We start from the raw sequence: 22,634 nt of genomic DNA, 5'->3' as shown, positions 1-22,634 counted from the left end.
CCAGGCGTCCCAGAACACGAGACCACCGACCACGACGCGGCAGAACACCACTACCAGGAGGAAATCGGATATCACACCGTTTCCTACCAGGATATTGTATAATAGTATTACGCCACGATTAGTAGAAAAAGAAGATGATCTATCCGAACGCCTCGAAGGGCTCGCCGCAGGCGTTACAGAAGTGCATCGACCGGCAGAGCGACGGCCCCTTCGGGTGCTCCCGTTCGGTGTTGGTCGAGCCGCAGTAGGGACACTCGGCAGATTCAGACTCCTCGTCGACGTCGACGGAGGGGTCCAGCCGCCGCCTCATACGCTCACCCCGAACTCTCTGAGCGCCGTTCGGCCGTCCTCGGTCACCAGTTCGAGGTTCCACTCCGGGCTCCAGACCAGTTCGACCGCTGCACTGTCGACTCCGTCGGCCCGCGCCGCGGCTCGCCGGACGTCCTCCTGCAGGTAGTCCCGCGCCGGACAGCCCGTGTAGGTCAGCGTCATCGTCACGGTAGCGTGCCCGTCCGCGACGTCGACGCCGTAGATCAGCCCGAGGTCGACGACCGAGATGGGCATCTCGGGGTCCTCGACTTCGTAGAGTTCCTCGAAGACGGCGGCTTCCGCACCGGTCGCGCCGTCGCCGGTGGCCGGGAGGTCCTCGGGGTCGGGCCCGCGTTCGTACTCCGTGTACGCGCAGTACGACGGCGCGTCCGGTACCTCGACCGGGTCCGCGTCGGGTTCAGACATCGGCCTCGTCCGGGTCGGGCATGAGCGAGGGCGCCTCGCTCCGTCCGAGCTGCCGGTACGTGAACGTGAACTCGTCGTAGAGAGATTCCCAGGCGTCGGTGTGCGTCCCGTCGCGGCCGCGCTCGTCCGGGAGCAGCGCATCGTACTCTCCGCCCGGCACGTCGAGATCGAGTCCCGTCAGGAACGACGTGACGATGGCCCGCCAGTCGTCCCGCAGGTCCGCCAGCGGGTCAGGTCGGACCCCGAGTTCGATGACGTCCGATTCGTGCTCGGTAGGTTCGAACATCGTGAGGGCGTGCGGGAACAGCCGGTCGAGGGCGTCCTGCAGCCGGCGGCGCCCTTCGGCGGCTTCGCCGCCTCCACGGGACCCCTCCGGCGTCCCGCCATCCTCCGAGAGCCGTTCCAGCCAGTTGTGGGCGTGCTCGCGGTGGTAGTCCTCCTCGCCGAGGACCTTCCCGACGCGGTCGGCGATACGGGGGTAAGTCGTCCCCTCGAGGGATTCGAGCCGCAGCCGCTCGTAGGTGTCGTAGAGGTAGCCGCGCACGACGCAGTCGGCCCAGTCACCGGTCTCGAAGGGCCGTTCGACGAGCGTCGCGTGCCGGAAGTCCGACGGGTCCCGTTCCCATACGAGGTCGACCTGGTCGTAGCCGAAGTCCTCCAGCAGGTCGTACCACAGTCTGGCGTGGCCGAGTTCGTCCTGGGCGATGTTGGCCACGCCGATGTCGGATTCGAGCGTCGGCCCCCGGACCTGCCACTCGGTGTACCGCTCGGCGAGAACGAACTCGTCGTCGGCGAGACACCGGAGCTCCGACTCGACGGCGGCTCGCTCCCGCTCGGAGAGGTCGTCCGGGCCGCCGAGGGACGCTTCGCCGGTCCGGGTCATTCGTCCACCCCGGCGAGGTCGCGCTCGGCCTCCTCCTGTTCGCGCTGGCTGGCCTCGATCTCCTCGGCGAACGTCTCGTCGGTGTTGTAGTTCGTCGCCCAGCGGTACTCCTTCTGGGTGGTGCCGCCCATCGCGACGCCCTGTTCGTCGGCGTGGACCTCCTCGATGTCGTCCCGTGGGACGACCCAGAGGCTGTTGGCGGGCTTCCGGCGCGCGTGCATGATCTGGGCGTACTGCCTGGCGAGTTCTGCGTTCGGCGCGTGGACGTCGCCCACGTGCGTGTGGTAGTCCTTCTTCTTGGCCTGTCGGAACACTTCCCACTTCATGGTCAGTCGTCCGCCGCCGCAGGGTCGACCCCACCCTGCTGGGGTGTCTCGATGGCGTCGCGGACCCACTCGACGGCGTCCTGGGCCCGCCGGCGCTTCTCGATCTGTCCGACGCCGGTCGGGTACTCGTTGGCCGCGACGGTGAAGAACTCCTCCCAGTCGAGGTCCTCCTCGTAGACCTCGTAGTAGTCGTCGTCCTCGTGGTACTCGACGCGAGGGTACTCGGGCAGTTCGAGCCCGTACTTCTCGGCCTTCGGGACGTAGGCGTTGAGGAAGGCGTTCCGCAGGTCGTCGTTGGTCATCGTCTTCAGCCCGACGGCCATCGAGAAGTCGCCATGGGTCGACTGGTCGTCGGTCGGCCCGAAGAACTGCAGGATGCGCGGCCACCACCTCTCGAAGGCCTCCTGGAGGCGCTCCTGGTCCTTGCGGCTGCCCGTCGCCAGCGTCCGCAGGATGTCCTCGCCGTGTTTGATGTGGAAGCCCTCCTCGAAGCAGATCTTGTCGATGGCGTGGGCGTACGGCTCCCACGACGTCCGCTTGAGCGTGGCCTGCCGACGCATCGCCGCGCCGTCGACGAAGAACATGATCATCGGCAGCTCGTACCAGTCGTCCAGCGGGTAGTGGAAGCAATTGAGGAACTTCCCCTCCCCGTTCTCGAGTTCGGCCAGCATCTCCTCGCGCGTCTTCACGCCGAGCTCCTCTGCGGCGCGGTACAGTAGCTGGCCGTGGCCGATCTCGTCCTGGACCTGCGCGCTCACGGCAAGTTTCCGGTCCAGACTCGGTGCCTGCCGGATGAACGGCCGCTCGATGTACGCGCCCATGATCTCGGAGTTCGCGTGGAACTGGATCATCCGGGTCGCCGCCTCGCGGTACTCCCGGGGCATCTCGTCGCCGGGACCGAACTCCCGCGGCCCGGCCCGTTCCGTGACGGTCTCTACGTCCATACCTCGTTCTAGTGTGACGCGTTCACATACCCCTTTCCCACCACATAGAGAGGTACTAAATACTCCAGCGGTACCGAAAGACGCGGTATCGGGCTGTCCTGACGACGAAAGTCGAGTTATCGACGACGACCGCGATTACCGACAACCTCCTGAAAGGCTACCACGGCTGTCGGCGCTGCGTTCGCGCTGCTGCTGGATTGATGACCCGACGGGAGCTATCGACCGCTTCGATTCCCGCCCCGGTCGTTCCGGTCGTTCTGCCGGCGCTGATCCCGCCGGGGCTGCTGGCCCTGGTTCTGTTGGCTTTGCGACTGCTGGCCCCGCGACTGCTGGTTCTGCGACTGTCGGTTCTGCTGCTGATGGCCGCCCTGCTGGTGTTGCTGCCCGGTCTGTCTGTTCCCCTGGTTCTGCTGGTGATTCCGCTGTTGGTGCTGGCCCTGCTGCTGTCGTCGGCCTTGCTGCTGGTGAGACGCCTGGGAGTGCTGTTGTCGACCCTGGTTCTGCCGTCCAGCCTGCCGCTGTCCGCCCTGCTGGTGTCCTCCCTGTCGTTGTCCGCCCTGCTGCTGGTTCTGTGGGTGATTCTGTCGATTGGACTGCTGGCGCTGGCCGCGGTTCTGTTGTTGCTGCTGGCCGCGGTTCTGTTGATGATGCTGGCCATGGTCCTGTTGTTGATGCTGACCCCGGTTCTGTTGTTGGCCCTGGTCGTACTGCTGGCGGTGATCCTGCTGTCTTCGCTGCCCCTGGGGCTGCTGGTCCCGATTCTGCTGGTGCTGCCCCGCGTTCGGATGGTCGGGGTGGTTCTGCTGGTCGCCGGGGGTGGTCTGTTGCTGGGTGTACTCGTGGAGTCGCTCGGACTGCTGGTCGTACTCCTGGGTCCGGTCCGAGTGGTGTTCTCGACCGCGTCCCTCCCCAACCTGCCGGTCGCCCTCCCCATACTGGTCGGGGTTCGCCTTCTCGCTCACGTTCCCGTGGCGGACGCCCTGGTCGCCGTGCTGGCCGCCCTCCTGGCCCTGGCGGTTCGTCCGGTGGCCCTGCTCGCCGCCGGGCGCGCCGACCCCGCGCTGGGGGTGGTCGTCGACCGGGTCCGTGCCCTGCAGCTTCCCGCCGTGGTGCTCGCCCTGGTGGGCGTTCTGCTGGTTCTGGTCGCCGCGCCGCTGCTGCTGGTTGCTGTGGGCCTCGTACTGCCGTTGCTGGTCGCCCTGTGCGTCCTGGCGCTCCTCGTCCCGCCGTCGGTCGTTTCGTACCATGAATAGCTCCCCTCGAGGCCGACCGTCGCCGAAGGGCTGCGGAGCGACGGAGACCTCGTCCGAACTCGGCGACCGTCAGGGGTGTCGATTCTGCTTGCGGCTGCAACCGACGGCCCAGCCTGGGGCTCAGAGTGCCGTGTGGATTCGTCCGCTCTCGCACATCGGGCAGTCGACGTCGTTCGGGTTTGGCGCCTGTGACTCGAACTCGTTCCCGCAGTTCTCGCACTCGTAGCGGTACGTCTCGTCGTCCTCGTCGCCGACGAGCGACCTGACTTTCTCGACCAGGCTCATGTCTGCCGGTCTCTCACAGCGACACTCAAGTCCCGGTGTACGTTCACGGACCACGCGGCGGTAAGTAGCCGTTACCGGTCGGTGGCCGCGGACACGAGCGGTCGACGTTCAATCGTCCCGCCGCCTGAAGAGGAACTTCATGTCGCCCTCGAAGACCGACTCGCCGTCCTGGTTGGTCATCGTCGTGTCGATCTCGACGTAGCCGGCGTCGTCGCGGCTCTCGAGCTCCCGCTTCTCCGTGCACTCGTACTCCGCCGAGAGCGTGTCGCCGATGAAGACGGGGTTCGGGACGTCCATGTAGTTCATCCCGAGGAAGGCGACGACGGTCCGCTCGACGACGCCCGTCCGCTGGAACAGCCCCGTCGCGAGGATGAACGTCATCGGGCCCTGGGCGATGCGGGCGCCGAAGGGGCCGTCCTCGGCGTACTCCCGGTTCGTGTGGAGCTCCGTCCAGTCGCCCGTGAACATCGAGTGGAAGACGAAGTCGGTCTCGGTGATCGTCCGACCGGCGCTCTCGAAGGTCTTCCCGACGGCCATGTCCTCGAAGTGGTGGGGCTCGTAGCTGTACGGCATGCCGTGGCAATGGTTCGGAATTGCCGTAATATTTTCCCGAAGTGGAAGTTCCTCACACAGCCTTCCGATTACAATATCGAGAGCCCTATCGACAGATTCGACGGGTCCGGCGTTTCCCTCGGCCGGCTCATCCCCTACGAACCCATGTGGTAACTACGGTTTTGTCGCCGCTCTCGATGCCTGGGGCATGTCGTCACCCGACGAAGTAGTCGTCGTTCACGTCCGTCTGCCCGAGGACCTCGTCGCCGACGTGGACCGGTTCCGACGTCGGTCCGCCCACGAGGACCGATCGTCGGTCGTCTCGACCGCCCTCGATCGGTTCGCCGACGAACCGTGATCACTCCTCGTGATCGTAGGACTCGCGAGCCGCGTCCGCGGTCAGTTTTTCGAGTCGCAGGTCGCGCTCGATGGCCATCGCATCCCGCTCTGCTGGGTCCCCGTAGCCGCCCGCGCCAGGCGTCCGGAGACTGACTACGTCGCCGGCGTCTAGCTCGTGCGTCGACTTGCCGTCGACGCGCTCCTCGGCCCCATCTCCGCTCTGCCGCACGACGAAGGTCTCTCCCGTCGCGCCGGGCTCGCCCCCCTCCAGGCCGTAGGGCGCGTGTCGCTGTCTGTCGGCCAGCAGGCTGCAGACGGCGTCGGTCCGGACCTCGATGTCCCGCCGCAGCCCGAGTCCGCCGCGGTACTCGCCGGCGCCGCCCGTGTCGGGTCGCAGCGCGTACCGTCGGACGCGCAAGGGGTAGGCCGTCTCCAGGACCTCCGCGGGCGTGTTGAGGGTGTTGCTCATGTGGACGTGGACGGCGTCCATGCCGTCGCCGGCCGCGTGGGCGCCGAAGCCGCCCGCCTGCGTCTCGTAGAAGGCGAACGGCTCGCCCGATTCGTCCGCGCCGCCGAAGGTGACGTTGTTCATCGTCCCCTGACAGCCCGCGACGGCGCGCTCCGGGACGGCCTGGGCGAAGGCGCCCAGGACGACGTCCGTGACACGCTGTGAGGTCTCGAGGTTCCCGCCGACGACGGCGGCCGGCGGGTCCGGGTTGACGACGGTCCCGGATGGGGCGTCGATCTCGATCGGTCGGTAGCAGCCGGCGTTCGGCGGTATGTCCGGGTCGGTCACCGCCCGGACGGCGTAGTACGTCGCCGACGCGGTGACCGCGGCGACGGCGTTGATCGGTCCCTCGGTCTGGGGGGCGGTCCCGTCGAAGTCCACGAGCACGGAGTCGCCGTCGACCGTGACTCGGGCGACGACCGGAAGGTCCTCGTTCCCTCGCCCGTCGTCGTCGAGGGCGTCCTCGAATCGGTACTCGCCGTCGGGAATCTCGGCCAGTTCGGCGCGCATCCGGCGCTCGGAGTAGTCCTGGATCTCGGTCAGCGCGTCCGACAGGGTGTCGAAGCCGTAGCGGTCGACGAGTTCCTCGAACCGCTCGGCGCCGGTCTCGTTGGCCGCCACCTGCGCCCGGAGGTCGCCCCGGCGCTCCTCGGGCGTCCGGACGTTGCGCTCGATGAGGTCGTAGACGGCCGCGTTCGGGGCGCCGCCCTCCCGGAGCTTGACCGGCGGGATTCGGAGCCCCTCCTGGTAGATCTCCGTCGAGTCGGCGCCGACGCTACCGGCGGTCGCGCCGCCGACGTCGGCGTGGTGGGCGCGGTTGGCGGTGAACGCCACCAGGGTCCCGTCGTGGAAGACGGGGGACACGAGCGTCAGGTCCGGCAGGTGTGCGCCCCCCTCGTAGGGGTCGTTCAGCAGGACCGCGTCGCCCGGCTCGAGGTCGGCCGGCGGGAACGCCTCCAGCGCCGCCGCCACCGAGAAGGGCATCGCGCCGAGGTGGACGGGGAGGTTCTCGGCCTGTGAGACGAGCGTGCCGTTCGCGTCGAACAGCGCACACGAGCAGTCCTTCCGCTCCTTGATGTTCGGCGAGTAGCTCGTCCGCACCAGCGTCGCGTTCATCTCCTCGCAGACCGCGGCGCAGGCGTTCCGGACGACCTCGAGGGTGACCGGGTCGACAGCCTCGCCGGCATCGCTCCGGTCGCCGCTCATCCGCCCACCTCCAGGCGGAGCGTCCCGTCCGATTCGACCGAGAGCGCGTCGTCGGGTCGCACGACGACGGTGCTCTCGGACCCCTCGACGACGGCCGGACCGTCGAGCGCCGCGCCGGTCGGGAGCGCCTCGCGCGCGTAGACGGGCGCCTCCCGATCCCGGTCGAAGCCGACCGTCCGGGTCTCCCGGATCGCGTCGTCGGGGTCGCCGGAGACGGTCGGCGGGTCCAGTTCCGGCGGGTCGACGACGCCGCGCGTCCGGACGCGGACGGTCACCAGTTCCAGCGGTTCGCCCGGCGCCGCATGCCCGTACCGCGCCTCGTGGCGCTCGTGGAACCGCTCGGCGACCGCGTCGAGCTCAGCGGCGTCCAGTTCGGCGGGGACGGGAATCCGGAGGTCGAACGACTGGCCCGCGTAGCGGAGGTCGACGTACCGCTCGTGTTCGACGGGGAGTCCTCCGGGGACCCGCCCGGCACCGTCGGCCTCGAACTCCCCGAACGTCTCCTCGAGTTCGCCCGGATCGACCTCGCGCCAGGGGCGTACCCGCGAGGTGGACCGATCGTAGGTGAGGTCCGAGACGAGCAGCCCGAGCGCCGAGAGGACGCCCGCCGCCCGCGGGACGAGCACCTCCGGGACGCCCACGTCGGCGGCGACGCTGGCCGCGTGCAGCGGTCCGGCGCCGCCGAAGGCGACCAGAGCGAATTCCCGGGGGTCGTAGCCGCGCTCGACGCTGACGACGCGGAGCGCCCGCGCCATGTTCGCGTCGGCGACCTCAAGGACGCCGCGGGCGGCCTCCCTGGGTCCGGCGCCGAGTTCCTCGCCCAGGCTCTCGAAGACGGCCCGCGTCTCGTCGATGGCGCCGCCCACGTCGCCGAGGAACGACCCGGGATCGATCCGGCCGAGGACGCAGTGGGCGTCGGTGATCGTCGGCTCGCTGCCGCCGCGGCCATAGCAGATCGGTCCCGGGTCGGCGCCGGCCGAGCGGGGGCCCACCCGCAGGGCGCCGCCGTCGTCGAGCCACGCGACGGACCCGCCGCCCGACCCCACCGTGTGGACGTCGACCATCGGGACGGCGACGGGGTAGTCGCCGACGGTCACGTCCGTCGCGACGCGGGGGTCGCCGTCCTCGACGAGCGAGACGTCGCAGGAGGTCCCGCCCATGTCCATCGTCAGGACGTCCTCGCGGCCGAGGCGCCCGGCGACGTGGGCGGCGCCGCGGACGCCCGCCGCCGGCCCGGAGAGCAGCGTCTCGACGGGGCGGCGGCGCGCGGTCCTCGCGTCCACGATGCCGCCGTTCGAGGCCATGACCCGGAGCGACGCCGTCACGCCCACCTCGGACAGGTCGCCGTCGAGCCGCCCGAGGTAGTCGTCCACTACCGGACGCAGCGCAGCGTTGAGCGCCGTCGCCAGCGTCCGCTCGTACTCGCGGATCTCGGGGAGCAACGCCGAGGAGCGGGAGACACTGTCGACGCCGGACTCCCGGAGGACGTCGCCGACCAAGCGTTCGTGGTCGGCGTTCTCGAAGGAGAACAGCAGGGAGACGGCGACGCTGTCGGCGTCGATCTCGTCGGCGACCGCGCGGACGGCCTCCCTGTCGACGGGCTCGAGTTCCTCGCCGCGCTCGTCCAGCCGGCCCGGGACCTCGTAGCGTCGGTCCCGCGGGACGACCGGCGCGGGCTTCGAACCGTGGAGGTCGTAGATGTCGGGGCGGTCCTGGCGACCGATCTCGAGGACGTCGCGGAACCCCGCCGTCGTCACGAGCGCGGTCTCGGCCCAGTCGCGTTCGAGGACGGCGTTCGTCGCGACGGTGGTCCCGTGGCCGAGGAAGTCGATCGACTCCGGCGGCGCCGTCTCCCCGACCGCCTCGACGCCCGCCCCGACGGCTCGTTCGGGTGCCTCGGGGGTCGACGCGACCTTCTCGACGTGGGCCTCCCCGTCCGATACCACCACGAGGTCGGTGAACGTCCCGCCGACGTCGACGCCGAGGCGAACCTCGTCCATGGCCCACGCTGTGGAGGCCCACCGGCCTCAATGTTCGCATGCGAGGCCCGAAGGCCCGGACGGTGGACTCCTGCGAACCTCGGCCGGGAGAAGAGTGCTCGCTCGGATTACGAGCCGTCGCCGTCGGTGAAGACCTCGATCCAGATGATGTCGCCGTCCTGAAGCTGGTACTCCGTGGGGTCGATGTCGACGTCCCGCTCGCGGATCTGGACCTCGGTGCCGCCCTCGCCGTCGACGTACGTCTCGCCCTCGAACTCCAGGGCGTGGCTGCCGTCGCGGTTCTCGTAGGCGATGTCCGGCAGCGACGCGAGGGCCTCCTGGAGCGTCAGGCGGACGTCGTGCATGTGCCAGTAGTAGGGGTTCCCGTCGTCGTGGAAGTGGAAGTTGGCGCCCGCCGCGCCGCCGGCGTTCGCGCTCGCCTGGGAGTACTTGGGGTCGGTGAACTCGTGGCGATCCCCGTCGATCTCGAGGTAGAGGGTCCCGTGCTCGTGGAGGTCGCCCTCGGTCTCCGTCGGCGTCCCCTCGTCGTCCGTCTCGGTGTCGGTGCCGTTCTCGGTGTCGGTGCCGTTCTCGGTGTTCGTGCCGTTCTGGGTCGTCGTCTCGGTGTCGGTCGGTTCGTCGGTGCCGTTCCCGTCGCCGCCCGTCGTCCCCTCGGGCGTCTCGTCGCTCCCCGATCCGAGCATGTCCGAACAGCCCGCCAGACCGACCGCGACGGCGCTGCCGGAGAGCTGGACGAAGCGGCGACGACCGTGGTTCGACTCGGTCTCGGTCGTCGGCTCTGCGTCGTCCGTCGTGTCGTGTGACGTCATCACCTCGTCGCTCGCGAGGCCGACGGGTTACTATGCGCCAGTTAAAATTGATTAATAGACGACCAACCGGAGAGTTTCGCCGGATGCGGCGGCGGTCGCGAGGGTATCGAACCCACCGGACGGTGCCGGGACCGTGGTAGTTAATAGCGTAACTACTCTGGGTCCGACATGCGCGAAGCCCACGTCGTCGGCGCGGGTCAGTCGAAGTACGGCTCGTTCCCCGACGAGAGCTACCGGTCGCTGTTCCGCACGGCCGTCGAGAACACGATGGCGAGCGTCGACGACGGGATGGACGTCGACGAGATCGACGAGGCGGTCGTCGGGACGCTCGGCGTCGGCGGACGACAGCTCGGACTCCCGGGTCCGGCCGTCACCGAGCACGTCGGCCTCCACGGCGTTCCCGTCACGAGGGTCGAGAACGCCTGCGCCGCGTCGGGCTACGCGGTCCGACAGGCCGTCCAGGCCGTCCGCTCCGGCATGGCCGACGTGGTCCTCGCCGGCGGCGTGGAGGTGATGACCGACCTCTCGGGGGACGCCGTCCGCTACTGGCTCGGCGTCTCCGGCGAGACGGAGTGGGAGCGGATGTCCGGGACGACCTTCGCCGGCGTCTACGCCCAGATGGCCTCCGCCCACATGCGCGAGCACGGGACCACGAAGGAGCAGCTCTCCCACGTCGCCGTCAAGAACCACGACAACGGCGCGAAGAACCCCAAGGCGCAGCTCGGCTTCACCTGCACCCTGGAGGACGCCGTGAACGCCCCGGCCGTCGCCGAACCCCTGACCCTCTATCACTGCTGTCCGACGACGGACGGCGCGGCCGCCACCCTGGTCGTCAGCGAGGACGTCGTCGAGGAGTACACCGACGAGCCGGTCCGCGTCGCGGGCGTCGGCGCCGCCTCGGACAACGTCGGGCTCTTCCAGCGGGACAGCTACAACTCGGTGCCCGCCTCGCGGATGGCGGGCGACACCGCCTACGAGCGCGCCGGGATGGGCCCCGAGGACCTGGACTTCGCGGAGGTCCACGACTGCTTCGCCATCGCGGAGCTGATGTCGTACGAGGACCTCGGCTTCTGCGAGCGCGGCAAGGCCGGCGACTTCGTCGAGTCCGGCGCAACCCGGATGGACGGCGACCTGCCGGTCAACACCTCGGGGGGCCTGAAGTCGAAGGGTCACCCCATCGGCGCGACGGGCGCCGGGCAGGTCGTCGAAGCCTTCGACCAGCTGAAAGGGCGGGCAGGCGACCGACAGCTCGAGGACCCGCGGGTCGGCATGACCCACAACGTCGGCGGGTCCGGGGGCGCGGCCGTGGTTCACATCTTTGAAAAAGAGGAGGTGGACGCATGACCCGCGGCGTCCTCGCGGTCGGCGCCTACGCCCCGGCGAACCGCGTGCCGGCCGAGGCCTTCGAGGAGGCCTGGGGGAGCTTCGACGCGCCCGGCGTCGAGACCAAGGCCGTCCCGGACGCCGACGAGGACGCGTTGACGATGGGCGTCCAGGCGGCGAGGCGGGCGCTCCGCGCCGGCGACACCGACGGCCGCGACCTCGAGTTCCTCTCGTTCGCCTCCACGAATCCACCGCTGGCTGAGGAGGACCTGACGCCGCGGCTGGGCTCGTACCTGGCCGTTCCGACGGACACGACCCGGCGGACCCACACGGGCAGCACCCGCGCCGGCGCCGAGGCACTCTTCGACGCGCTGGAGGCCGACGGCCCGGCGCTCGTGGTCGTCGCGGACTGTCCGGAGGGCGAACCGGACGACAGCCGGGAGCACGCCGCCGGTGCCGGCGCCGCGGCGCTCCTGGTGGGCGACGACGCGCCGGCGACCGTCGCCGACCACGAGTCCTTCACCGATCCCAGACCGGGGACCCGCTTCCGGCAACGTGGCAGCGACGACGTCGACGGGCTGGACATCGGCACCTACGACCGCGCCGCCTTCACCGAGCCGGTCGAGGCGGCCGTCGCCAGCATCGAAGCCGACGACGACTTCGAGGCCGTCGCGCTGCAGGCGCCGAACGGCAAGCTACCCTACCGGACCAACCTGGAGAACGAAGCCATCGCGGCCGTCGAGACGGTCTCGGAGCTCGGCGACACCGCCGCCGCGAGCGTCCCGCTGTCGCTCGCCCGGGCCTTCGAGGAGGGGCACGACCGCACGCTCGCAGTCGCGTGGGGGTCGGGCGCCGGCGCGACCGCGTTCCTCGTCGAGGGGACGGCGCCCGTCGAGGCCTCGCTGGAGGGGACGAACGAACTGAACTACCCGGGATACCTCCGCCGGCGCGGCGACATCGTCGGCGAGAAGCCCGACGGCGGCGCGGCGCACGTCCCGGTGCCGACGTGGCGGCGCAGTCTCCCGCAGCGGCACCGCCACGAGTCCGGCGTCTGCCCCGAGTGCGGGGCGGTGGCGTTTCCGCCGGACGGCGCCTGCCCGGGCTGCCGCTCGCTGGTGGAGTTCGACCCCGTCGAACCCGCACTGGAGGGCACCGTCGACGCGGCGACGACCATCGGCCAGGGCGGCGCCCCGCCGGAGTTCGCCGAACAGCAGGCCCGCCAGGGCGCCTTCGGGGTCGCCGTCGTCCGGTTCGAGGCCGGGGACGGTGAGGTGTCCCTGCCGATGCAGGTGGTCGGCGACGGCGGGGCGGTCGGCGACACCGTCCGAGCGGTGCCGCGCCGCGTCTACGTCGAGGAGGACGTCCCCCGGTACGGGCTGAAGGCGCTGCCGCAGGACTAGGCGTCGGTCGCGGTCGGCTCCGGGGTGTCCTCGCCGCTGCCCGACCGGCTCTCGCTGGTGGAGCCACCGTCGCTCTCGTTTCCGGAGCCGCCGCCGCTGATGGACTCGCTCGCCGACGACGAACCCGACGAGACGCCGCGCTGTTCGACCCGCACCGACGACGGCTCGCTGTTCTCGAAGGTGAACTCGGCGACGTAGTCGATCTCGACGATACAGGTCGAGCAGGCCTCGCCCTCCTCGCTGCCGTCGACGCTCTCGACTTCGACGTAGAGTTCGTCCGCTTCGGAATCGTACTCGGCCGTGACCAGTTCGGCCGTGTAGCAGCCGTTCGAACCGTCCAGGGTGCCCTCGACGGTGACGACGCCGTCGGACTGGGTGACGTCGTGGCCGCCGTAGTCGTCGCCGCACTCCACGCGCCGGACCTCGAAGTACTCGTCGACGAGACGGGGCTCGTCGGACGTCGCGGTCGGCGACGGCGTCGGTTCGTCGGTCGGGCTCGGGTCCGGCTGGTCGCCCGTCCCGTCGTCGAGGCAGCCGGCGATTCCGGTCGTCGTCGCGGCCGCGGCGGCCGCGAGGAGGGCTCGTCGTCTCACGACCGGGCCTTCCCCGGGAGAGACAAAAGAGGTGCCGGACGTTCAAACGGCTCTTTGACACTCATCGGGGGATTCATCTGACGCGGCAGCGAGCGGTCGGGCATGCATCCACGCGCCAGAGAGTTCGCCGAACGGGCCGCCGACGAACACGGCTTCGAGGTCGACGTCCACGAGTTCCCGGAGGGGACCAAGACCGCAGCGGACGCCGCCGCCGCCGTCGGCTGCGACGTCTCGGAGATCGCCAGCGGCATCGTCCTGTCGGCCGGCGACGACCTGGTAGTCGTGGTCACCAGCGGCGCCAACCGCGTCGACACCTCGAAGGTCGCCGACCTGCTCGGCGTCGAGTCCGGATCGGTGTCGATGGCCGACGCCGGCGACGTCAAGGCGACCCTGGGGTGGTCCATCGGCGGGGTGCCGCCGTTCTGCCACGACGGCGACGTCCCGGTGTTCCTCGACGAGACGCTCGCCGACCACGACCGGGTCTGGGCGGCGGCCGGGACGCCGGAGGCCGTCTTCCCAATCGACCCCGACCGGCTCCGGGATATCGCTGGCGCCACCGTCGCGGACGTCGCCGAGTGACGCGTCGTTAACAACGAGCGTCGGTATACGTGGACAGATTATTAAATCTGAGAACTTCGATAATAACGCTTTTACTCGGTCGGGGGCAACTGGTGTCCATGCAACCGACCCGGCGGCAGGTCATCGGCGGCGCGGCCGGTCTGGCCGCCGGCGCCGCGGGCTGCGTCGACGGCATCGGCGGAACCTCGGAGGGCGAACGCGAGGACGTCGCCTACACCGCGTTCTTCACCCTCGAGCAGTTCGCCGACGCCGTCGCCGGCGACGCCCTCGACGTCGAGAACCCGATCCCGGTGGGCGAACTCGGCCACCACTACGAGGTGAGCACCCAGGCGCAACTGGAGGTCGCCCGCTCGCGGGCCTTCGTCTACGTCGACCTCCCGGGGTTCCAGCGCTGGGCCGTCGACACCGCGAACAACCTCGGGGAGAACCACGAGGAGGTCGTGCTCGTCGACGCCACCGAGGGCGTCGACCTCCGGGACGCCAGTCACGGCAGCGGCGACGAGGGAGGCGGCCACGAGGAGAACGGGAGTCACGACGGGGGAGACGGCGGCCACGACCACGGCGACTTCGACCCGCACTTCTGGCTGGACCCCGTCCGCGCCGCCGCCTGCGTGGAGACGATCCGGAACGGACTCGTCGAGGCTGACCAGAAGCGCGCGGAGGCCTACGAGTCGAACGCCGAGCGGTACCTCGACGAGCTCTCCGCGCTCCACGAGCGGTTCACGACCCAGCTCCAGGAGCGAGAACTCGACACGGTCGTCGTCGCGAGCCACGACTCCTTCGGCTACCTCGCCGACCGCTACGACTTCGAGGTCCACTCGCCGGTCGGCGTCTCGCCGAACGCCGAGCCCGGGTCCACGGAGATTCGCGACACCATCGACGTCGTCGACGAGAACGAGGTCGACGTCGTCCTCTACGACGCCTTCGAGTCGGAGAACCTCGCGAAGACGGTGGTCGCCGACTCGAGCGCCGAGAAGACGATGCCCCTGTCGTCCCTCGCCGGGACGACCGACGAGTGGCACGAGAACGACTGGGGGTACGTCGAACAGATGCTGGAACTGAACCTGCCCGCCCTGAAGGCGGCGCTGAAGGTCCGATGACCGACGCCGTCCGCGTCGAGGACGTCTCGTTCGCCTACGGGGACACCCCCGCGCTGCGCGACGTCACCCTCACGATCGAGGACGGCGAGTTCCTCGGGCTCATCGGCCCCAACGGCTCAGGGAAGACGACGCTGCTGAACGTGATGCTCGGCCTGATCGAACCCGACGAGGGCACCGTCGAGCTGTTCGGCGAGCCGATCGACGCGTTCGACGACGGCCACCGCATCGGCTACGTCTCCCAGAAGTCCACGGAGAAGGGCGGCGCCATGCCGGTCACCGTCGCGGAGGTCGTCGAGATGGGCCGGTACGCACACGCTGGGTCGGGGCGGCTCTCGGCGGCCGACCGGCAGGCCGTCCAGAAGGCGCTGGCCCGCGTCGACATCACGGACCTCGCCGACCGGAAGATCAGCACCCTGTCCGGCGGCCAGCAGCAGCGCGCCTACATCGCGCGGGCCCTGGCCAGCGACGCCGACCTGCTGGCCCTCGACGAGCCGACCGTCGGCGTCGACGCCGAGTCCCGCGACCGCTTCTACGGCCTGCTCGACGAACTGAACGCGGAGGGGATCACCATCGTCCTCATCGAGCACGACATCGGCGTCGTCACCGACCGCGCCGGCCGCATCGCCTGCATCAACACCGAGCTGTTCCACCACGGCGACCCCGAGTCGTTCCACGAGAGCGACGCCCTGGAGCGCGCCTACGGCTCGACTGGACAGGTCGTCGGCCACCACCACTGATGGCGGGGAACGCACTCGCGGTCCGGCAGGCGCTCGTTCGGGCGGGCATCGCCGTGACGGCGCTGCTGGCCGCGGTCTCGACGCTCTACCTGCTGGGGACGTTCCTCGAGGCCCACGGCCCCGGCCCGCTGGGTGCCCTCGGCGAGGTGCTCGCATCGACGCTCGTCACCCTCGGGTACGCCGCCGGGCTCCTCGCCGGGACCGACGTGCTGCAGTTCCGGTTCGTCTGGAACTCCCTGGCGACGGGCGTCCTCATCGGCGTCGTCGGGCCGCTCGTCGGCACCTACGTCGTCCACCGGGAGATGGCGCTCATCGGCGAGACGCTCGCCCACACCGCCTTCGCCGGCGTGGCCTTCGGGCTGTTCTTCGCCGCCTCGACGGGCTGGTCGGCGCCCGTCCTCCTGCCGGCGCTCGTCGCGGGCGTCCTCGGGGCCTTCGCCGTCCAGTGGCTCACCGAGCACACCGACGCCTACGGCGACGTCCCCATCGCCATCATGCTCACCGGCTCGTTCGCGCTGGGGACGATCGTCATCAGCGTCGGCGGCGGCTTCTCGGGACTGAACATCGAGAGCTACCTGTTCGGCAACGTCGGCTTCGTCACGCCGGACGGCGCCTGGCTGATGGGCGCGCTGTCGGCCATCGTCGTCGCCGTCGTCGCCGCTCGCCACAAGCAACTGCTGTTCATCACCTTCGACGAGCAGGCCGCCCGCGTCGCCCAGATCGACGTCGGCCGTCACAACACCCTGCTGATCGTCCTCACGGCGCTCGTCGTCGTCGGCGCGATGCAGGTCCTCGGCATCGTCCTCGTCGCCGCGCTGCTGGTCGTGCCCGTCGCCGCCGCCGCCCAGGTCGCCGCGAACTTCCGGGAGTCGCTGTTCCTCGGCGTCCTCTTCGGCGAGGTCTCGGTCATCCTGGGGATGATCGCGGCGTTCGCGCTGAACTCGCCGGCCGGCGGCACCATCGTGATGATCGCCATCGCCATCTACGTCCTCGCCGTCGCCGCGACCTCGGGGGGCTCCGCCGCCATCTCGACGCACTGATTCGTCGCCGACGCGAGCCCCGGACGGCGGCCAAATGCGGGGCGTCGCCCACCTATTTACCGCGCGGGTTCGAAGCCACCGCCGATGAGCGAGCTCTCGGGGTTGTTCGCCCCACGGCGCGTCGCTGTCGTCGGAGCGACGGAACGCGAGGGCGCGATCGGGCGAGTCGTGATGGAGAACCTGCTCGCCGACTTCGAGGGCGAGGTGGTCCCGGTGAACCCCTCGGCCGACCGGCTGTTCGACCGGCCGTGTCACGACAGCGTCGCCGGGACCGGCGCCGACCTCGCGGTCGTCGTGGTGCCCGCCGACGTCGCCCTCGACGTCGTCGAGCAGGCCGGCGAGGCGGGCATCCGGAACGTCGTCGTCATCACCGCCGGCTTCGGCGAGTCCGGCAGCGACGGGACCGGTCGCGAGCAGCGGCTGGTCGAACTCGCCGAGGAGTACGACCTGAACCTCCTGGGGCCGAACTGCGTCGGCGTCATCTCGACACCGTCGGGACTCAACGCCACGTTCGCCCCGCGGAACGCCCTGCCCGGCAGCATCTCCTTCATGAGCCAGTCGGGGGCCTTCATCACGGCGGTGCTCGACTGGGCCGGCGACCGCGACATCGGGTTCAAGGACGTCGTCTCGCTCGGCAACAAGGCCGTCCTCGACGAGACCGACTTCGTCGAGGCGTGGGGCGAGGACCCCGACACGAGCGTCGTCCTGGGCTACCTCGAGAGCATCCAGGACGGCGCCGAGTTCGTCCGGACCGCCCGCGAGGTGACGGCGGAGACGCCGGTCGTCGTGGTCAAGTCCGGCCGGACGGAGGCGGGCGCTCACGCGGCCGCCTCCCATACCGGTGCGATGGCCGGCAGCGAGGCGGCCTACGAGGCCGGGCTCCGACAGGCCGGCGTCATCCGCGCGGAGTCGGCCGAGGAGCTGTTCGACTACGGCGCGATGCTGGCCAGCCAGCCGGTCCCCGACGCCGACGGCGTCGCGGTCGTGACGAACGCCGGCGGCCCGGGTGTGATGGCGACCGACGCCGTCGGCGACTCCGGCGCCGAACTGGCTTCCCTCTCCGAAGAGACCCGCGACCGACTCGCGGAGGTCCTCCCCGACACCGCCGACGCGTACAACCCGGTCGACGTCATCGGCGACGCCCCGACCGAGCGGTTCACTGACGCCCTCGACGTGGTGCTGGACGACCCCGGCGTCGGCGCGGCCGTCGTCATCGCCTGTCCGACAGCCGTCCTGTCGTTCGACGACCTGGCGGACTCGCTGGCGTCGTTCGCCGCGGACCGCAGCCAGCCCCTCGCGGTGAGCTTCATGGGCGGCTCCTCGGCGGAGTCGGCCAACGAGCGGCTCTCCGAAGCCGGCGTCCCGTCGTACTTCGACCCGGCTCGCGCCGTCCGGAGCCTCGACGCCCTGTACGACTACCGGGCGATCCGCGACCGCGAGTACCAGGAGCCGACGACGTTCGACGTCGACCGGGATGCGGCCCGGGACGTCCTCGAGCGGGTCGAGGAGCAGTCGGACAACCGCCTCGGCATCGAGGCGATGGGGCTGCTCGACGCCTACGGCATCCCGACCCCGGACAGCGATATCGTCGACTCGCCGGGGGAGGCACGGGAGGTCGCCGAGCGCATCGAGGGCGACGTCGTGATGAAGATCGTCTCGCCGGACATCCTCCACAAGACCGACGTCGGGGGCGTCGAGGTCGGCGTCGACGACGAGGACGTCGCGGACGTCTACGAGTCGCTGGTCACCAGGGCGCGGAACTACCAGCCAGACGCGCGCCTGCTCGGCGTGCAGGTCCAGGAGCTGGTGGACCTCGACGACGGCGTCGAGACCATCGTCGGCTCGAACCGCGACCCACAGTTCGGGCCGCTCGTTCTCTTCGGCCTCGGCGGCGTCTTCGTCGAGGTGCTGGAGGACACCACCGTCAGGGTGGCGCCGGTCTCCGGGCGCGAGGCCGCCGGGATGATCGACGACGTCGACTCGGCGCCGCTGCTGCGCGGGGCGCGGGGCCGCGAGCCCGTCGACGAGGACGGCGTCGTCGAGACGATCCAGCGGCTCTCCCAGCTCGTCACCGACTTCCCCGCCATCGTGGAACTGGACATCAACCCCCTCGTGGCGACGCCCGACGGCGTCACCGCGATCGACGTGCGACTCACCGTCGACCCAGACAAGCTATGACCGTACTCGTCACCTCACTGGAAGACAGCACAGGCAAGACCGCCGTGTCGCTGGCGCTGGCGAAGGCCGCCCAGGAGCGCGGCGAGCGCGTCGGCTACATGAAACCGAAGGGCACGCGGCTGCAGTCCGCCGTCGGCAAGACCCGCGACGAGGACCCGATGTTCGCCCGCGAACTGCTCGACCTCGACGACGAGATCCACCAGATGGAGCCCGTCGTCTACTCGCCGACGTTCGTCCAGGAGGCCATCCGCGGCCGCGAGGACGCCGACGAGCTCCGCGAGCAGGTCCGCACGCAGTTCGAGGCCCTCGCCGAGGACCGCGACCGGATGGTCGTCGAGGGCGGCGGCACGCTGACCACCGGCGGCATCGTCGACCTCACCGACGCCGACGTCGCGGAGCTACTCGACGCGACCGTCGTGCTCGTCGTCCACTACGAGGAGCCCGGCGACGTCGACGACGTCCTCGCCGCGGCCGAACTGCTCGGCGACCGCCTCGGCGGCGTCCTGTTCAACGCCGTTTCCGACGCCGCCTTCGACGCGTTGGCCACGGACGTCGTCCCGTTCCTCGAGGGCCGCGACATCCGGGTGTACGGCACCGTCCCCCGGGACGCCGACCTGGCCGGCGTCTCCGTGGCCGAACTCGCGGACGAACTCGGCGCCGACGTCCTCACCGACGACGCGCCGACCGACGGCCTCGTCCAGCGGTTCGTCGTCGGCGCGATGTCGGCCTCCGAGGCGCTCGGACAACTCCGCCGGGTCCGCGACGCGGCGCTGCTCACCGGCGGCGACCGTCCGGAGATACAGACCGCCGCCCTCGAAGCCTCGGGCGTCACCTGCCTGGTCCTGACCGGCGGCATGCGACCGCCCGAGACCGTGATCGGCAAGGCCGAGTCGGCCGGCGTGCCCGTACTACTGGTCCGGACCGACACCAAGACCACGCTCGACCGCGCCGAGGACGTCGTCCGGTCCGGACGCACCCGCGACGCCGAGACGGTCGCCCGGATGGGCGAGTTGCTCGTCGACTACGCCGACGTCGACGCGATGTTACACTGAGTCGGCGATCTGTCCATCTGTCCGTCCACGGGGAGATACCGGCAGCTCTCCGGGGTGTTCGGTACCCCGTCACAATAACGCCCATTCCGGAATACCCCGTATCGATTGGCATGGCCGACGCCTTCGGACGGATGGTTCTGGACCACCACCGCGGCGCCTACGACGGCAGCGGTCGGTACAGGAGCTACGACGGTACGACCCGCGAGGCCCATCCAGAGTGGTACTTCGGCGAGTCGTTCCCTCCGGAGACCGAGGCGGCGCTGGAGCGAGTCCGAAGAGTCGACGGTCTCGTGATAGATGCCGGTTGCGGCACCGGTTCGAAGGCGCTCGCGCTGCAACGCGACGACGTCGATGTGCTCGCGACTGACGTCAGCTCTGGCGCCCTGGCGGTCGCGACGGACCGCGGCGTCGACCGAATCGCCCGCGCCGACCTGCGTTCGCTCCCCGCCGTCGCGGACTGCATATTCCTCTCGGGAACGCAGTTCGGAATCGGCGGCACGGTCGATTCGTTCCGGTCGACCCTCCGTGGACTCGCCGCGGCGACGACCGAGGACGGACGCGTCGTCGGCGACCTGAAGGACCCTTCCGACGTCGCCGACAGTCGCATAGCCGGCCGCGACGAACTCCGGTCGTACGACCCCGATCGCGGGGTCGGCCATCGGCGCACGCGTCTGGAGTATCGGGACCTCGAGGGGCCGTGGCTCGAACTCCTCTGTCTCACCCCCGATGCGGCCCGGCGGGCGGTCGCCGAGACCGAGTGGCGGGTGACCGAGGTCGTCGAGGGGGACGGCCCGCGATACTACCTCGTGCTGGACCGGTGACGGGAGGCCGAACGACCACGACACGGCCGCGACCGGAGAATCGTGCCAGCGATTTCCGTGATTGGGATGGGGACTTCGGGATTCGTAGTATTACATCGGAGGGTCTTCCCCTACCCGTCCGTCGAACGCCGGCAGATCCGCTCCGAGTTCTCGAACGTCGTCGCGTGACTCCAGCGGCGACTCCGGCAGCGTCCACACCGGGCAGTCGCACATCCGCTCGAGTTCGTCGGGGTTGGTCCGCTCGGCCACGGATTCCCCCTCGTAGCGGTTCAGGGCGACGCCCAGAACCGATACGTCCCTGCGTCGCAGTGCCTCGACGGTGAGCGCGGTGTGGTTCAGCGTGCCGAGTCCGGACCGTGCGACCACCAGCGCCGGAGCGTCGAGGTCCGCGACGACGTCGACGATCTCCCGGCGCGGGTCGTTCGACAGCGGCACGCGGAGTCCTCCGGCACCCTCGACCACGACGAACTCGGAGTCGTCGACGGCCTCGCGGGTCTCCGACAGGAGTTCGTCGTAGCCGATGGGGTCGTCGGCCCGCCGCGCCGCGACGGCTGGAGCGAGCGGTTCGCCGTAGGTCCGCAGCCGAAGGGCCGCCGCTTCGTCGTCGCAGGCCCACCGGACGTAGTCGGCGTCGTCGTCCTCAGGGAAACCGGTCTGGGTCGGCTTTATCGCGCGGGCGTCGACGCCGTCCCGCCGGAGGCGAGCGACGATGGCGGCGGTGACGACGGTCTTCCCGACGCCGGTGTCCGTCCCGACCACGGCGATGGTCACAGGACGCCCACCTCCTCGCCTGCTTCCTCGATGGCCGCCAGACAGCGGTCTATCTCCGCGTCGGTGTGGGTCGCCTGGGGCGCCAGGCGAAGGCGGCTCGTCCCCTCCGGGACCGTCGGCGGGCGGATGGCCGGCGCGAGGATTCCCGCCTCCCGGAGGCGTTCGTCGAGCGCCACGGCTGCGTCGCGGTCGCCGACGACCACGGGCAGGACGTGGGTGTCGCCCCAGACGTCGTAGCCCATCGCCTCGAGCCCGTCCCGGACTCGGGCGACGTTCGCCCAGAGGTCGTCCCGGCGCTCGGGAGCCAGGTCCAGCGCGCGTTCCGCGGCGGCCGCCGCCGGCGGCGCCAGTCCGGTGGAGAAGACGAACGAGCGCGCGGCGTTCAGGAGGTGCTCGACGAGGGGCTCGCTCCCGGCGACGAAACCGCCCTGCGCGCCGAGGGCCTTCGAGAGGGTCCCGAGCTGGACGTCGACCCGCTCGGTGAGGTCGCGCTCGCCGACGACGCCGCCGTCGTAGACCCCCGTGGCGTGGGCCTCGTCGACCATCGTCCAGGCGCCGTGCTCGTCGGCGACGTCGCAGATGGCCGACAGCGGCGCGACGTCGCCGTCCATCGAGAAGACGGAGTCGGTGACGACGAGCCACGACTCCCCGTCGCTCGCCGCGTCGGCGCGGCGAGCCATCGCGTCGGCCAGCGAATCGACGTCGCAGTGATCGTAGACTACGACGTCGGCGCCGGAGAACCGAACCCCGTCGACGATGCTCGCGTGGTTCAGTTCGTCCGAGAAGATCACGTCCGGGTCTAGCGCGGCGATGGTGCCCACGTTCGCGGCGTAGCCCGACGAGAAGGCCAGCGCGCGTTCGGCGCCCTTCTCGGCAGCGAGGCGCCGCTCGAGCGAGCGGTGGGCGACCGTGTCCCCGACGACGAGGCGGGAGGCGCCGGCGCCAGTGCCGACGTCCTCGGCTGCGGCCGCGGCGGCCGCGGCGACGCGTTCGTCGCCGGCAAGCCCCAGGTAATTGTTCGCACCGAAGACGACGCACTCCTCGTCGAACTCGGGCGGCGCACAGCCGGGGTCAGCTGCTACGTCGGCCCGTCCTGCGACGGCGTCCAACGGCGAGAGGTCGCGCCGGAGGCCGTTCCGCTCGCGCTCGCGCAGTCGCGCCTCGAGGTCGAAGCCGTGGCCGTGCTGGAGGCTCATCGGC

General features: G+C 70.3%; 24 protein-coding genes. 11 read left to right on the top strand and 13 right to left on the bottom strand.

The features are described from left to right. Positions 1-139: 139 nt before the first annotated feature. From paaE to paaA, 5 genes are read right to left on the bottom strand one after another with little or no spacing between them, the layout of a single operon-like run. A complete protein-coding gene (paaE, locus tag HWV07_RS01115; RefSeq protein WP_178332527.1) occupies positions 140-310 on the bottom strand; it encodes a 1,2-phenylacetyl-CoA epoxidase subunit PaaE in 171 nt (56 codons plus the stop codon). After that, complete coding sequence (paaD, locus tag HWV07_RS01110) at positions 307-735, bottom strand: 1,2-phenylacetyl-CoA epoxidase subunit PaaD (RefSeq protein WP_178332526.1); 429 nt, start codon at positions 733-735, stop codon at positions 307-309. Before paaD ends, paaE begins: the two co-directional genes overlap by 4 nt. Beyond that, positions 728-1,618, bottom strand: a complete 891-nt coding sequence (gene paaC / locus HWV07_RS01105) for a 1,2-phenylacetyl-CoA epoxidase subunit PaaC (protein ID WP_178332525.1) — start codon at positions 1,616-1,618, stop codon at positions 728-730. The genes paaD and paaC overlap by 8 nt, the downstream gene beginning before the upstream one ends. Beyond that, entirely contained in the window at positions 1,615-1,944 is a 330-nt protein-coding gene (locus HWV07_RS01100) for a phenylacetic acid degradation protein PaaB (protein WP_178332524.1), read from the bottom strand. The genes paaC and HWV07_RS01100 overlap by 4 nt, the downstream gene beginning before the upstream one ends. 2 nt (positions 1,945-1,946) lie before the next feature. Next, complete coding sequence (gene paaA, locus HWV07_RS01095; RefSeq protein WP_178332523.1) at positions 1,947-2,888, bottom strand: 1,2-phenylacetyl-CoA epoxidase subunit PaaA; 942 nt, start codon at positions 2,886-2,888, stop codon at positions 1,947-1,949. A gap of 200 nt (positions 2,889-3,088) precedes the next feature. Between paaA and HWV07_RS01090 the strand changes: the two genes are divergently transcribed. Then, positions 3,089-4,141 (top strand): hypothetical protein, encoded by a 1,053-nt coding sequence (locus tag HWV07_RS01090; protein WP_178332522.1) that lies wholly within the window; start codon positions 3,089-3,091, stop codon positions 4,139-4,141. Positions 4,142-4,261: 120 nt separating this feature from the next. Here HWV07_RS01090 and HWV07_RS01085 read toward each other — a convergent pair whose 3' ends face one another. Next, positions 4,262-4,426 (bottom strand): zinc ribbon domain-containing protein, encoded by a 165-nt coding sequence (locus tag HWV07_RS01085; protein ID WP_178332521.1) that lies wholly within the window; start codon positions 4,424-4,426, stop codon positions 4,262-4,264. A gap of 108 nt (positions 4,427-4,534) precedes the next feature. Further along, positions 4,535-4,999, bottom strand: a complete 465-nt coding sequence (locus HWV07_RS01080) for a MaoC/PaaZ C-terminal domain-containing protein (protein WP_178332520.1) — start codon at positions 4,997-4,999, stop codon at positions 4,535-4,537. A 187-nt stretch (positions 5,000-5,186) separates the two neighbouring features. Here HWV07_RS01080 and HWV07_RS01075 point away from each other — a divergent pair, with 187 nt between their 5' ends. Continuing rightward, positions 5,187-5,336, top strand: a complete 150-nt coding sequence (locus HWV07_RS01075; RefSeq protein WP_178332519.1) for a hypothetical protein — start codon at positions 5,187-5,189, stop codon at positions 5,334-5,336. On the opposite strand, the gene HWV07_RS01070 is transcribed toward HWV07_RS01075, so the two are convergent. From HWV07_RS01070 to HWV07_RS01060, 3 genes are all read right to left on the bottom strand, one after another. After that, positions 5,337-7,031 (bottom strand): hydantoinase B/oxoprolinase family protein, encoded by a 1,695-nt coding sequence (locus HWV07_RS01070; RefSeq protein WP_178332518.1) that lies wholly within the window; start codon positions 7,029-7,031, stop codon positions 5,337-5,339. Beyond that, positions 7,028-9,031: a hydantoinase/oxoprolinase family protein gene (locus HWV07_RS01065; protein WP_178332517.1), complete on the bottom strand. Its 2,004-nt coding sequence runs from the start codon at positions 9,029-9,031 to the stop codon at positions 7,028-7,030. The genes HWV07_RS01070 and HWV07_RS01065 overlap by 4 nt, the downstream gene beginning before the upstream one ends. Positions 9,032-9,138: 107 nt before the next feature. Then, positions 9,139-9,840, bottom strand: a complete 702-nt coding sequence (locus HWV07_RS01060) for a hypothetical protein (protein WP_178332516.1) — start codon at positions 9,838-9,840, stop codon at positions 9,139-9,141. A gap of 168 nt (positions 9,841-10,008) precedes the next feature. Here HWV07_RS01060 and HWV07_RS01055 point away from each other — a divergent pair, with 168 nt between their 5' ends. Both HWV07_RS01055 and HWV07_RS01050 read left to right on the top strand, forming a co-directional pair. Next, positions 10,009-11,184: a thiolase domain-containing protein gene (locus HWV07_RS01055; RefSeq protein ID WP_178332515.1), complete on the top strand. Its 1,176-nt coding sequence runs from the start codon at positions 10,009-10,011 to the stop codon at positions 11,182-11,184. Continuing rightward, complete coding sequence (locus HWV07_RS01050) at positions 11,181-12,563, top strand: ACP synthase (RefSeq protein WP_178332514.1); 1,383 nt, start codon at positions 11,181-11,183, stop codon at positions 12,561-12,563. Before HWV07_RS01055 ends, HWV07_RS01050 begins: the two co-directional genes overlap by 4 nt. Here HWV07_RS01050 and HWV07_RS01045 read toward each other — a convergent pair. Next, positions 12,560-13,156 carry a hypothetical protein gene (locus HWV07_RS01045; RefSeq protein WP_178332513.1) on the bottom strand — a complete coding sequence of 199 codons (597 nt, stop codon included), beginning with the start codon at positions 13,154-13,156 and terminating at the stop codon, positions 12,560-12,562. The two genes, HWV07_RS01050 and HWV07_RS01045, sit on opposite strands and share 4 nt — an antisense overlap. A 102-nt stretch (positions 13,157-13,258) precedes the next feature. Here HWV07_RS01045 and HWV07_RS01040 point away from each other — a divergent pair, with 102 nt between their 5' ends. From HWV07_RS01040 to HWV07_RS01010, 7 genes are all read left to right on the top strand, one after another. Next, positions 13,259-13,735 (top strand): YbaK/EbsC family protein, encoded by a 477-nt coding sequence (locus HWV07_RS01040; RefSeq protein ID WP_178332512.1) that lies wholly within the window; start codon positions 13,259-13,261, stop codon positions 13,733-13,735. Between the two features lie 98 nt (positions 13,736-13,833). Beyond that, positions 13,834-14,835 carry a metal ABC transporter solute-binding protein, Zn/Mn family gene (locus HWV07_RS01035; protein ID WP_178332511.1) on the top strand — a complete coding sequence of 334 codons (1,002 nt, stop codon included), beginning with the start codon at positions 13,834-13,836 and terminating at the stop codon, positions 14,833-14,835. Beyond that, on the top strand, positions 14,832-15,572 hold the full coding sequence (locus tag HWV07_RS01030) for a metal ABC transporter ATP-binding protein (RefSeq protein ID WP_178332510.1): 741 nt from the start codon (positions 14,832-14,834) through the stop codon (positions 15,570-15,572). Before HWV07_RS01035 ends, HWV07_RS01030 begins: the two co-directional genes overlap by 4 nt. After that, complete coding sequence (locus HWV07_RS01025; RefSeq protein WP_178332509.1) at positions 15,572-16,612, top strand: metal ABC transporter permease; 1,041 nt, start codon at positions 15,572-15,574, stop codon at positions 16,610-16,612. Before HWV07_RS01030 ends, HWV07_RS01025 begins: the two co-directional genes overlap by 1 nt. Positions 16,613-16,696: 84 nt before the next feature. Then, positions 16,697-18,790, top strand: coding sequence for an acetate--CoA ligase family protein (locus HWV07_RS01020; RefSeq protein WP_178332508.1), 2,094 nt, complete (start codon positions 16,697-16,699; stop codon positions 18,788-18,790). Then, on the top strand, positions 18,787-19,842 hold the full coding sequence (locus HWV07_RS01015; protein ID WP_178332507.1) for a phosphotransacetylase family protein: 1,056 nt from the start codon (positions 18,787-18,789) through the stop codon (positions 19,840-19,842). Before HWV07_RS01020 ends, HWV07_RS01015 begins: the two co-directional genes overlap by 4 nt. 110 nt (positions 19,843-19,952) lie before the next feature. Then, positions 19,953-20,663, top strand: coding sequence for a methyltransferase domain-containing protein (locus tag HWV07_RS01010; protein WP_178332506.1), 711 nt, complete (start codon positions 19,953-19,955; stop codon positions 20,661-20,663). 90 nt (positions 20,664-20,753) lie between these two features. On the opposite strand, the gene bioD is transcribed toward HWV07_RS01010, so the two are convergent. Next, the gene (gene bioD / locus HWV07_RS01005) at positions 20,754-21,434 is read right to left on the bottom strand and encodes a dethiobiotin synthase (protein ID WP_178332505.1); all 681 of its coding nucleotides are present in this window, start codon (positions 21,432-21,434) and stop codon (positions 20,754-20,756) included. Beyond that, on the bottom strand, positions 21,431-22,630 hold the full coding sequence (locus HWV07_RS01000) for an aminotransferase class I/II-fold pyridoxal phosphate-dependent enzyme (protein ID WP_178332504.1): 1,200 nt from the start codon (positions 22,628-22,630) through the stop codon (positions 21,431-21,433). Before HWV07_RS01000 ends, bioD begins: the two co-directional genes overlap by 4 nt. Between the last annotated feature and the right edge of the window lie 4 nt (positions 22,631-22,634).

Source organism: Natronomonas salina, from assembly GCF_013391105.1.
GTDB classification, from domain to species: Archaea; Halobacteriota; Halobacteria; order Halobacteriales; family Haloarculaceae; genus Natronomonas; species Natronomonas salina.
Note: the sequence above shows the minus strand (reverse complement) of the source record. Positions and strands in the feature narration are given on the sequence as shown.